Raw genomic sequence first — 12017 nt, forward strand, 5'->3', positions numbered from 1 at the left:
GGAGCTTTTGTGCTGAATGAGGTTAAAAGTGAAAACAGGAGGTATCCGAAGATGCGTGAAACGATTGGGATTATCGGAGCAATGGATGAGGAAGTTGAGCTTTTACTGGCAGGTATGAAGCAGCTTGAGACGGTCAAACAAACCGGGATTACATACGTTGCGGGCGAGTGGCTGGGCAAGCAAATTGTCGTGTGCAAATCCGGCGTAGGTAAAGTGAATGCAGCGGTTACGACGCAAATCTTGATTGATCGTTTTCAGGTTAATCGCATTATCTTCACAGGTGTTGCCGGTGCAGTTAACCCGGAGCTGAACATTGGAGATATGGTTATATCGTCTGTATGTGTTCAGCATGACATGGATGTAACGCCACTGGGATTCGAACGCGGGGTTATTCCTTACCAGGAGACATCTGCGTTCCCTGCGGAGGCTTCGCTTATTACACTGGCTGAAGAAGCGTGTAAAGCGATGGGAGCCAATTACCTGATCGGTAAGGTGTTGTCTGGAGACCAGTTTATTGCGAATAAAGATACGGTTAACATGTTATATACCGAAATGGACGGGGCATGTGCGGAGATGGAAGGAGCTGCAGTTGCTCAGGTCTGTTACATGAACCGTGTACCCTTTGTGGTCCTGCGTGGGATGTCAGATAAAGCGGATGGTTCGGCGCATGTTAACTTTGCTGAATTCACCGTGGAATCTTCGCAGCGTTCACATCGCATTGTGGAGCATATGTTAGAACATATGTAATGGAAATACCCATCCAAAATCGATGAAAAACCGCCTTTCGATTAGCTGTTCCATGAGGTATGGATCAAGCTGCGAGAGGCGGTTTTTGTTATGTATATTGTTTTTCGAACAGATCATCGAATTAGTACATGAACCGATGGCGGAAGCGTACACGATCAAATTGTTCTTCCGATGTGATGGGCACCTGATTTCCGATACGTACCATCAAACAGTTCGCAGGATGTGAACAGATCTCAGGGTCATCTGTTGCATACCAGGTCATGTCGATCGTTTGCATCAGCCTCTCCATCATTTTTCGATAATCCCATACGTTCAATCCGCTGCCCTTCAGATCCCAATGCCAATAATATTCTGTGGTGAAAATAATGTAGTTCTCCATGTATTGATCTTCCAGAGCCGTAAGCAACATCTCACGTCCAATGCCAAGCGAACGATAGTCGTCCGCAACTTCGATTGCCCCAAGCTCGATCAGATCAGTCATGTTGCCCTCCGACCAGCGTTCACAATCATCCGCGTAGTGGAAGGTTACATAGCCAATAATCGTTTCATTTTCGTGTGCAATGATAATTCGACCTTCTGGCAATGCTGCAATCTCGGCCAGAGCTTCCTGCTGCTCCGTTGGGCGCCGAAAGGCATCCAGATCCGAATGGAAGGCAAGACGGCTTATCACCTCGGCCTGCACAGGGCCTTCAACAGTAATCCGGTGGCCGGACTTGAAGATGGAACGCATATGATGTTCTTTGATATGTTCCATGGTTCTTGCTCCTCTCTCTCCTACGTATAGAGGTTGTTCAAAAAGGAAGATATAGCAAAAATCCAAAAAATTGAAAAGCCATAGACGACAATTGAAAAGATTTGCTATAATTGCGTAGACAAAAAATGTTCACAATTCAATAAAGTATGGATAACATCTGTTTGGCCGAGCAGTACATGATGAGAAGTTCTCTCTACTAATGTAAGCGCTAACTGGAAGTTCAGTCAACACAAAGGCAATGAGAAATGACCCCTGACGGGAATCGAAATGTCGAGTTGAAGGAGGCTGGCAAGCATGAGTCAAGCACATGGTGAGATGCTGCAAACGGTTGTGTCTGAATCTAATCTGGGCGATTACACGGAGGCGAGAAGCCGGTTCGATTGGGAATCGGTGGAAAGGCACTTTACGTGGCACGCCAGCGGAAAAGTAAACATGGCGCATGAAGCAATTGATCGTCATGTACTGGAAGGAAGGGGCGGAAAAACCGCTTTATTGTATAGCGATGCTTCACGCGAAGAGGCCTATACTTTTGCTGATCTGAGTGAACAGTCGAGTCGGTTCGGGAACGTTCTCCGCAAATATGGCATCTCCAAAGGGGAACGGGTGTTTATTTTTATGCCACGGAGCCCTGAACTGTATTTTAGTCTTCTGGGCATATTGAAAGCTGGAGCCATCGCGGGCCCATTGTTTGAAGCTTTTATGGAAACGGCAGTGAAGGATCGGCTGGAGGATAGTGGAGCAGTAGCGCTCGTGACAACGCCGGAATTACTGAAACGCATCAAGCGTTCCGAGTTGCCTGAACTCAAACATATATTTATTGTGGGTGGGGGCGCTCAGACTGAAGAAGGACTCATCGATTTTGATGCAGAGATGTCTGCCGCTTCGGATGAGATGGAAGTCGAGTGGTTAAATCGTGAGGATGGTTTGCTTATTCATTATACCTCAGGCTCTACGGGGAAACCGAAAGGCGTGTACCATGTTCAAAATGCCATGATTCAGCACTACTATACAGGTAAAGTTGTTTTGGATTTACGTGAGGATGATGTGTACTGGTGCACTGCTGACCCTGGTTGGGTTACAGGGACTTCTTACGGCATCTTTGCTCCATGGCTCAACGGAGTGACCAATGTGATACGAGGTGGTCGTTTCAGTCCTCAAGATTGGTACAGCACCATCCAGAAGAATAAAGTCACGGTCTGGTACAGTGCACCAACGGCCTTCCGTATGCTGATGGGAGCAGGAGAAGAGACCATTGCCCAGTTTGATCTGAGCAGTCTGCGTCATGTCATGTCTGTCGGTGAACCGCTCAATCCGGAGGTTGTTCGTTGGGGTTGGAAAGCCTATGGCCAACGAATTCATGATACCTGGTGGATGACGGAGACAGGCGCACAACTGATCTGTAATTACCCTGGAATGCCGATCAAGCCTGGCTCCATGGGACGTCCGTTGCCTGGCATCGAAGCAGCCATCATTGATGATCGCGGGCAGGAATTGCCGCCGTACAGTATGGGGAATCTGGCGATACGTGCACCTTGGCCATCCATGATGGCGAAGATCTGGAATAACCCTGTGAAATACGAGGAGTATTTCAGACTTACAGGCTGGTATGTATCCGGTGACTCCGCTTATATGGATGAAGAAGGATATTTCTGGTTCCAGGGGCGGATTGATGATGTGATTAATTCGTCAGGCGAGCGTATCGGACCCTTTGAAGTGGAGAGCAAGCTCGTGGAGCATCCTGCGGTAGCGGAGGCGGGTGTAATTGGTAAGCCGGATGTGACACGTGGGGAGATCATCAAGGCCTTTGTGGCGCTTCGTGAAGGATATGAGGCGACACCGGAGCTGAAAGAAGAGATCTATCGTTTTGTCAAAGAGGGCTTGTCTGCCCACGCTGCTCCACGTGAAATTGAGTTTAAGGATAAACTGCCCAAGACACGTTCCGGCAAGATCATGCGGCGTGTACTGAAAGCCTGGGAGCTTGACCTGCCAGCAGGAGATCTATCCACCATTGAGGACTAACGTGGCAGTGCTAGGATCTCGCTAGGATTATCAAATGTGTCGGTGTGGATGCCGATACCAATAAGTGACGTGGAAGAGGTTAATACTCTACAAATCCAAATATGGTGACTCTCCCATGAAAATGGGGTGTAAACGCCTGCTTTATGCCAATGGCATGATAGCAGGCTTCTTTAGCTGCTGCACATGTGAATAAAAAGCCACACCCCCAGATATGATCTGAGGATGTGGCTTGTTTGAATCAGGGTTGAAAATGTACGGCTGCAGAAGGTTCGGATTCACCCGCACTGTTACTGGCAGATACCTTGAACCATCCACTGGTAGATGCGGGTACTCCATAGTCCATGGTATTTCCCGCTGTTGTTCCAATTTTGGTGTAAGGAGCCGAGCCTGTTTCACTGTAATATACAGCGTAACTATCAGCGTTTGAAGTTGACGCCCATTGAATGCGCAGTCCTTGAGTGAGAGCAGATACGCTGACTTGACCAGGTGTGCCTGGGGCTGTTGTTGGCGTATTATCGGTCTGCGTTTCTCCTGGGGTAATGACTGTGCCTGGAACCTCAATCGGCTCATTAATCTCTTCTTCCACAGGAGGAGCTACACTTCCAACACTATTGACTGTAGCGCTAGGAGCAGACTCTCTGCCTGCAACATCTACTGCGGTTACATAGAAGGCGAAGTTGCCGCCTTGTGCTGCATATGCAGAGAATGATCTGGATTCACCAGTCAGGACAACCTGCCCCTGGTTTTGGAATCCTCCACCGTTCACAGAACGGTACAAACGATAACCCACGACATCATTTTCAGGTGTGGCATTAAATGTAATGACAGCTCTGTCACCCGAGGTTGAGATTCGTACGTTACCCGGTGCATCGGGAGCTTTGCCGTTATCTGTTCTTGGATCAATCTGTGTCGGCATGTCTGCATCAGCATCTTCAGGAAGATAATAAGCAAGTGACTCATGTCGACTCATACGTGAGAATGCATTTTGCAATTCTTTGATAAGATCCGAGATTGGCTTTTTACGCTTGATTACTGTTTTTTCCTTCAACATGTCCGAAGGTGTTCCGTCACGCGGAATATAATTTACACCATTGTAAGTGATGTATTTGGCTTTGGCGACACCATCATCGCTATCCTTCGGAACAAACTTGCTGTTGAAAATATCCGTAACAAACTTGTCAGTCATGGATGTTGGCAACTTACCGCTGTAAGCCGATACTGTGCGTGTTTCGATGCCAGATGGTTTTTTGAACGAATCTGTGACGAACAGATCTTTTTGCGTATCGATCACTTCATTCAGGATTTTCGACCACAGTTGCTGCGCACGTTTTCGCTGTGATTTGCTTTCCAGCGTATTCACAGGCTGTTTGTATCCAACCCACACACCAAGTGTGACATCTGGTGTATAACCTTCAAACCAGACATCTGCATAGTTTTGAGTGGAACCCGTTTTACCTACAATCGGTACACTCTTCGCATATTTGTAATTCTCACGTACTTTATCTGCCGTTCCTTCTGTAATAACGGTCCGAAGCATATCCGTCATGAGGTATGCTGTCTGCTCCGAGAAGGCTTGGACAGGTTCAGTATCGTGTTTATAGACGATGTTGCCTTTGGAATCTACAATTTTGCTAATCATGTAGGAATCGTTATATACACCATTATTGGCGATGGCACCATAGGCACTGGTCAGTTCTTCAACGGTAACTCCGTACTGGAGACCTCCGAGAACACCGGTCTGAGCCTGATAGTCTTCCTTCTGAATAGTGGTGATGCCTAATTTTTTGGCGAAGGCCCATGCTTTGTCGATCCCGACTTCTTCATTGAACAACTTCAAAGCCGGTATATTAAGTGAGTAATTCAGTGCTCTGCGTGCCGTAACAAGGCCTTGGTAACGGTTATTGGCATTCTTTGCAATGTGGTACCCGCTCGGACCACTTTTCAAGATGATCGGTGAATCATCAATAATCGAAGCTGGCTGAACAAGACCTTCATCTAGCGCAGGAAGATAAGCAGCTATAGGTTTCATCGTTGAACCAGGCTGACGTATCATCTGCGTTGCGTAGTTCATCTGTTCATCCTGGAAATCCCGTCCTTCAATCATGCCCAGAATAGCACCGGTTTTGTGATTAATTAGCATGGCAGCAGTTTGTTCTTTTCCTTTTACAGGATCATCTGCTGAGAAGTTGCTGTCATCTTCCGCAATGGTGCGCATCGTTTTGTAGATACTTTTGTTAATGGTTGTGTAAATGCGATATCCACCTGTCCGCAGTTGCGTCTGAGCTTCCTCTAATAACGCGCTGCTTTCCTTCTGAGGTGTATCTGCATCTGTAGCTTGATCTGTAGATTCAGCTGTGTCGGAATTCAACTGTTTCATCAGAATCTGTGCAGCTTGGCGTTCCGTTTCCATCATAAGATATGGATAAGTGTTGTAAGCTTTAATGGTCTTCGGAGCGAGTGAGCTTTTGATATCAAAAGCAAGAGCTTCGTCATACTCGGACTGATTGATCTTGCCCAGTTCGAGCATACGGCGCAGTACCAGATGCTGACGGTTGATTGCGCGGTCAAAATTCTCCTCTACAAAATCACCTTTACCGTTAAAAGCGGAGTAAGAGGAGGGGAGTTGTGGCAATCCAGCAAGATAAGCAGCCTGAGCAATATTGACTTTTTCTAGATCGTTAATATTGAACAATCCCTTGGCGGCCGCTTTAATTCCGTAAACGTTGTATCCGCTGGAACCATTGCCAAAAGGAACTTTGTTCAGATAGGCTGTCATGATCTCGTCTTTGGTCAGGAAACGTTCGAGCCGAAGTGAGAGCAAGATTTCTTTTACTTTTCGATCTTCCGTGCGATCCAGATTCAAAAACACACGACGTGCCAATTGCTGAGTCAGTGTACTACCCCCGGTTTGTACTGATTCTTTCAGCACTTTTTGTTTCACCGCACGTAGTGTTCCGCTCATGTCTACACCTTTATGTTCGTAAAAATGATTGTCTTCAATCGAAATGACTGCATCAATAACCTTTTGTGGGATCTGGTCCGTAGTGACCGGACGCCTGTCTTCTTCCGTACGTAATTGACCGATCGGACTGCCGTCGGCAAAGTAAGCAAAGCCTGTGATGGAGTTTTCGCTGACTTTTTGTTCAATCAGGGCCCTTGAACGGACAGGCTCGTCTTTCACAATGGAACTGACGTATCCCATCAAAGCACCGCCTACAAACAGTGCCCCCATAAATCCAAGGACAACCATCCATTTGACGAAACTTCCCAGTCTGCGGGCAAAGCTGCGTTTGCGTACAGGCTGTTCATCGGGCTTTTTCTTATTAACATCAACCATTCAGTGTCTTCCTCCTTTTAACAGCACTTATTATAGCATAAAAAGGCGGGTTTGCATGCCTGAGAAATACGAGTAATGGTCGAATTTTGCCATTATTTTAATTTGTGTTATTTATTATGCCTGATTATGTACCATATCATAATGAGATAAGAGGAAGGCTAGTGGGGAGTTAATCTCCATCAGTTCTAAATTGATGGTACGAGCTGATGTAAAGTTAGCTTGACATTATTTGAGGTAAAATGTATATTTTTTGTAAAGTTAGCTTTACATTTTAGAGTGAGGACATGGTATTTATGAAGAATAAAATTGAGTTCTATCGTCGACAGCGTGACATGACACAACAGGATCTGGCCGAGAAGGTTAACGTATCACGTCAGACCATTATTTCATTGGAAAGAGGGCGCTACAATCCGTCGATCATGCTGGCGCATCTTATTGCCCGGGTATTTCACAAAAACATTGAACAAGTTTTCATTTTTGAGGAAGAGGGGGATGTTGAGTGAGAAAATGGACATTGGTATCAATTGTTATGTGCGTTGTCGGATTAATTGTTTTTTCAATTGCGCTGTATCAGAAGTTTGCATTAAATAATCCTAACCTGTCGTTCGCTATGCCTTTAGGATTTGGCTTACTTGGATGCTCGGTTTTAAATTTCATCATTTTGGCTATGGATAACAAAGGGAGTAAGCGGATTGCGAACTCGGAACATGATGAAAGATTGATTTCACATTGTAAATCTTCATTTTCAATCGGGTTTATAGTCATGTTTCTTGTCATAATTACAATCCTTGTGATATATCAGTTCGGAATCGAAATAGAGGTATTTGAATCTGCGATTGTTATCATGGTTAGTGGTATTTTTTCGTCGGTGACGTACTTTATATATAAGTTTATAAGATATTAGGTTATCACTCCATTATCAAAACGGTATCCTTCATTCTTTTGCTGATTGATATGGCGAATAATTAATATTACCAAAGCCCAAAAGATAGAAAAACAGCTGCCGAGAAAATCTCGACAGCTGTTTGAGTTGAAACTTTAATGTGAGTGCAACGATTAACGGTTGTAGAACTCGACGATTTGTTTTTCATCGATGTCTTGGGACAATTCAGCGCGCTCAGGCAAGCGGATGAATTTACCTTCTACAGCTGCTTCGTTGTATTCAACGTATGCTGGAAGATGCGAACGGCCTTCCAAAGCTTCTTTAACGGAAGAAAGAGCGCGGCTCTTCTCACGCAAGCCGATTACATCGCCAGTGCTTACTTGGTAAGAAGCGATATCGACTTTTTTGCCGTTTACAGTTACGTGACCGTGTGCTACCAACTGACGCGCTCCAGCGCGGGAGTTAGCAAACCCAAGGCGGTAAACGAGGTTGTCAAGGCGGCATTCAAGCAAGAACATGAAGTTCTCACCGGCAATACCTTGCATTTTTTGAGCTTTAGAGAACAGTGTGCGGAATTGCTTCTCGCCCAAACCGTACATGTGGCGCAATTTTTGTTTTTCTTGCAATTGCATACCGTAGTTGCTCATTTTTCTGCGTTGGTTAGCTCCGTGCTGACCTGGAGGGAAAGGACGTTTCAATTCTTTGCCTGTTCCGCTAAGGGAAATGCCGAGGCGACGGCTCAATTTAAATTTAGGACCAGTGTAACGTGCCATGTTTAAAGTAGCTCCTTTTTAGTTAAAGTTCATATTAGGGCTCTGTTTGCGCTCCAATTTGTTGATGCGGGCTTGGCCTCGCATAGAACGATCAGGAAAGTTCAGCCGCTGTCCTGAAAGCAACAAAAAGAATGAGGGTGACACAACCGGTAATGCCCAAATTTAAAGACCCATTAGTAGTCTTCATCAACAATTTATATTACAGTTTAAGAGAACCAAAGTCAAGCGTAGAATAAAAGCAAAAAAACGTCTAAATTTGTCGATAGGTCATTGGGCCTAAAATAATGGGACAATTTTCTGAAATATGGATGCAAAAAAGCTTTAAACAGAGTAAAATAGATTGTATCTTAACTTTAAATCATCTTTATGTAACAAGGTTATCGCAATAAATTTGCAGGTTTGCGATAACGTCTGCAGATTAATGCATCCTGGTGGATGCAAAAACGGTGCAAAGGAGCGCCTGACATGTTAGAACATCTAAGAAGTTTACCTGCCAGCTTGAATTCACGAAGTTCGGGCGATTCCGCATCTTTTGCCGCTTCTCGTTCTCATGAAGAGCATGTGTTGTGGATGCAAAAAATGGATATCACACCTTTTGATTTTTCATATTTGGGCAGCTTGCTAGAGCAGGCATACAGAGACTGGAACTCCAGAGTGGGTTCAAGCCCCGCCAGGACATCAACCTTTTACAGCGTGTGGGACACGGAAGGCGATTGCATCGGATACGATAGCGATCTTGAAGCTGATCCGGGCGTGGATGCACGCAGGCTGGTATTGGAATGTTTGGATAAGAGACAGGTTCTGTCCCTTAAAGGGACAAGCGAACGGGGAGAATATCTTATAATAACACATCCCTTATTCTCCAGAACGAACAAGGATATGTTTGCTATTTTCACTGCTGTAATCTATGAATCCAATCGATATGAAACGTCTGAAGCTGTGGTTCAATCTGAGGCAATGCATTATCACACCTGCTTTTACCGAAGATTTGAATACATATTTATGACGGACCTTTTACATGCTCATGAACAAACAGCACGTGAGGAACACCGGAGGTCCATCCTCTTTCAGATTGTCCAGCGAATGCATGACAAAATGGATGTTGAGGCCATATTGGATGAGGTATTTGACAGTATGGACTATTTGTACCCGGCCACTTATATCAAATTGTATATGTCTCAGGATCAGAGCAACTCTGATCCACGGATTAAACCGTTGCTTGTCCATGAGCAAGGAGAAGATATATGTGTGCGTTCATTTATGGAAGGCAAGCTGATCGTTGCTCGCTCAGATGATGCAGAGAACCGCATTGTAGATGTAGGGATTCCGCTGAAAGGCAAACAGGGCATATATGGTGTGTTCCATATCGAAATGAATGAAGAGATTATGGAAGAATCGGATCTGCAATTGATTACGATGATGGTAGACACTGCTGGTACGGCCTTTGAAAACGCCAAATTGCACGAGCAATCCAATATGTTGATTCAGGAACTTCGTTTAATTAATGATCTTACACAGCGCTTGAACAAGAGTCTGCATCTTTCGGAGATTTATCAATTGTCCGAGCAAGAGTTAAAAGAAATATTCCAGGCTGAAACGTGTTGCATTCTTCAACTCAATGACAGCACGCATGACTTCGAAGTCATGTCATCCAACGTGAAAGATGTTTTTCACCAATCCTTTTCTGTAGATTACGGTATCGCAGGATTGGTGTATCGAACAGAAGAACCGCTTATTATCCCCAATTATGCGCAATATGATAAAGTATCCTCCTTCTTCATGGAAGATACGGGGTCCATGTCACTGATCGCATCACCGATCAGAGTCAATGGTGAAGTGAAGGGTGCCATTTTGCTGGGACATAGTAAAGAGCATTATTTTTCATATGATAACTATCGGCTCTTACAGATGTTATCCATTCATATCGGGATTGCCTTGTCGAATGCCACGCTGCATGCCGAGGTTCGACGATTGGCTAATCTGGATATGTTGACAGGTCTATACGTAAGGCATTATCTGGATAGTGTAATTCATGATCGGCAAGCTCATGAATTCTGTGGTTCCCTCATTGTGGTGGATATTGATCAGTTCAAACAGGTGAATGATACATTTGGACACCAGACGGGGGATCAAGTATTGAAACAAGTAAGTGAGATCGTCACCAGCTCTGTTCGCCCGCAGGATGTCTGCGCTAGATGGGGGGGAGAAGAGCTGGCGATCTATATGCCACAGGTGAGTGTAAGGCAGGCGCTGGATTATGCGGAAGTGATTCGAAAGAGAGTCGCAGAAGAGACCAGACCTCTCGTCACGGTGTCCAGTGGCATCGCAGAATGGAATTGGATGGATGAGAAGGTTAGTGTGGAGTCGCTGTTTTATCGGGCTGACATGGCCTTGTACAGCGCCAAGAATGGTGGTCGGAACAGAATCGTTGTAGAGGAACAGAATGTAACGCGTTAAGAGAGAACCATTCCAATTGCGGAGTCGTTCTCTTTTTTTTATGCATCGGAGGTCAAGTTGTGTATAGAAGGAAGTATAAGCGCATACGGGCGGGGCAATCTATGGAGAAAGTTCATGGAAGGGTGAAGATAGATATGCTTAATCGCCATTCGGCACGTACATTATGGTTATTTGTGAGTATCGTGATTATTGGTGTCCCGGGTTGTGGATTCCAAAGAGATCGAACGCCTGAAGAGGTTTTCTCCCTGGCTTTATCGGGGATAGCGGGAAAAGAGACATTGAGTTTTGAGGGGGAGGCAGGACTTCGCCGGGAGAACAGTGGATTGTTCGAGAATCAGTTTAAATTCGAAGGCAAGCTGGAGAATCATGATCGTCTGACCCTTCAGACCCGATTACCTGGAGAAGTAACTGCCGTGGGCACAGGCATTCAGACGACTGCCGTAAAAAATAACGGACAGCCCAGTGGGTTTAGTGCCTCCTTCGAGCGGAAACAAGGGCAATGGATGTCATTGTCAGCGCAACATGAGCCGCTGCGTGGTTCTCTTTCCCGCTTTAATCCAATAGCCCAAATGGAGAAGATTGATCAGATGAACAAAACCATTCAATCCGAGTATGGGGCTGGCCGCCGAACCAGAACATTACGGATTGAACTTGCACCGGAAGACGCCAAAACATGGGCTCTAGCCCAGTTAAACGACGAGATGAACGCCATCCGGGCAGAATATATGCATAAGGCAGCTACCGTGAAAGGGGCGCGTAAGGAGAAGCTTGAGAAGGATCTGGACAAAGTTTGGAAACAGGGTGAAACAACGATGCAACAGATGATGAAACAAGCGAGCGTACAGACGGTATATCATCTCACTGTAGATCGGAAGAGCAGTCTGCCTCTTCGCCTATCCTCTGAGAGTCAGGTAAGTTACACGGACAACAACCGTAAAAGTAACAAAGAAGCCCTTGTCACCGATGTAAACTTCAAGTCATATCAATAAAGGAAGTGAGGGACTGCCTGCTGACGGAATGACTGTTCGCGTGCTACAATAGTATCGT

General features: G+C 45.5%; 8 protein-coding genes. 5 read left to right on the forward strand and 3 right to left on the reverse strand.

From position 1 onward, the window contains the following. Nucleotides 1–51: 51 nt before the first annotated feature. The gene (locus ACTHPG_RS17020; protein WP_440390697.1) at nt 52–747 is read left to right on the forward strand and encodes a 5'-methylthioadenosine/adenosylhomocysteine nucleosidase; all 696 of its coding nucleotides are present in this window, start codon (nt 52–54) and stop codon (nt 745–747) included. Nucleotides 748–868: 121 nt separating this feature from the next. Here ACTHPG_RS17020 and ACTHPG_RS17025 read toward each other — a convergent pair whose 3' ends face one another. Beyond that, a complete protein-coding gene (locus tag ACTHPG_RS17025) occupies nt 869–1501 on the reverse strand; it encodes a GNAT family N-acetyltransferase (protein ID WP_440390698.1) in 633 nt (210 codons plus the stop codon). A 294-nt stretch (nt 1502–1795) separates the two neighbouring features. On the opposite strand from ACTHPG_RS17025, the gene acsA reads away from it, so the two are divergent. Next, nucleotides 1796–3520: an acetate--CoA ligase gene (gene acsA / locus ACTHPG_RS17030; RefSeq protein ID WP_440390699.1), complete on the forward strand. Its 1725-nt coding sequence runs from the start codon at nt 1796–1798 to the stop codon at nt 3518–3520. Between the two features lie 238 nt (nt 3521–3758). Here acsA and ACTHPG_RS17035 read toward each other — a convergent pair whose 3' ends face one another. Next, a complete protein-coding gene (locus ACTHPG_RS17035; protein ID WP_440390700.1) occupies nt 3759–6857 on the reverse strand; it encodes a transglycosylase domain-containing protein in 3099 nt (1032 codons plus the stop codon). A gap of 293 nt (nt 6858–7150) precedes the next feature. On the opposite strand from ACTHPG_RS17035, the gene ACTHPG_RS17040 reads away from it, so the two are divergent. Further along, a complete protein-coding gene (locus tag ACTHPG_RS17040) occupies nt 7151–7360 on the forward strand; it encodes a helix-turn-helix transcriptional regulator (protein ID WP_440390701.1) in 210 nt (69 codons plus the stop codon). A gap of 553 nt (nt 7361–7913) precedes the next feature. Here ACTHPG_RS17040 and rpsD read toward each other — a convergent pair. Beyond that, the gene (gene rpsD, locus ACTHPG_RS17045; RefSeq protein ID WP_062835377.1) at nt 7914–8513 is read right to left on the reverse strand and encodes a 30S ribosomal protein S4; all 600 of its coding nucleotides are present in this window, start codon (nt 8511–8513) and stop codon (nt 7914–7916) included. Between the two features lie 465 nt (nt 8514–8978). Between rpsD and ACTHPG_RS17050 the strand changes: the two genes are divergently transcribed. Together ACTHPG_RS17050 and ACTHPG_RS17055 are read left to right on the forward strand one after the other, a co-directional pair. Further along, nucleotides 8979–10970: a sensor domain-containing diguanylate cyclase gene (locus tag ACTHPG_RS17050; protein ID WP_440390702.1), complete on the forward strand. Its 1992-nt coding sequence runs from the start codon at nt 8979–8981 to the stop codon at nt 10968–10970. Nucleotides 10971–11071: 101 nt separating this feature from the next. After that, nucleotides 11072–11959: a hypothetical protein gene (locus ACTHPG_RS17055; protein ID WP_440390703.1), complete on the forward strand. Its 888-nt coding sequence runs from the start codon at nt 11072–11074 to the stop codon at nt 11957–11959. The last annotated feature ends 58 nt before the right edge of the window (nt 11960–12017 follow it).

Source organism: Paenibacillus sp. SAF-068 (assembly GCF_051967555.1).
Lineage (GTDB): Bacteria > Bacillota > Bacilli > Paenibacillales > Paenibacillaceae > Paenibacillus.

Excerpts from the sequence above, each read along its gene's own strand:
- rpsD (WP_062835377.1), bottom strand. The coding sequence starts at position 8,513 with ATGGCACGTTACACTGGTCCTAAATTTAAATTGAGCCGTCGCCTCGGC.
- ACTHPG_RS17025 (WP_440390698.1), bottom strand. The coding sequence starts at position 1,501 with ATGGAACATATCAAAGAACATCATATGCGTTCCATCTTCAAGTCCGGC.
- ACTHPG_RS17055 (WP_440390703.1), top strand. The coding sequence starts at position 11,072 with ATGGAGAAAGTTCATGGAAGGGTGAAGATAGATATGCTTAATCGCCAT.
- ACTHPG_RS17040 (WP_440390701.1), top strand. The coding sequence starts at position 7,151 with ATGAAGAATAAAATTGAGTTCTATCGTCGACAGCGTGACATGACACAA.
- ACTHPG_RS17050 (WP_440390702.1), top strand. The coding sequence starts at position 8,979 with ATGTTAGAACATCTAAGAAGTTTACCTGCCAGCTTGAATTCACGAAGT.
- acsA (WP_440390699.1), top strand. The coding sequence starts at position 1,796 with ATGAGTCAAGCACATGGTGAGATGCTGCAAACGGTTGTGTCTGAATCT.
- ACTHPG_RS17020 (WP_440390697.1), top strand. The coding sequence starts at position 52 with ATGCGTGAAACGATTGGGATTATCGGAGCAATGGATGAGGAAGTTGAG.
- ACTHPG_RS17035 (WP_440390700.1), bottom strand. The coding sequence starts at position 6,857 with ATGGTTGATGTTAATAAGAAAAAGCCCGATGAACAGCCTGTACGCAAA.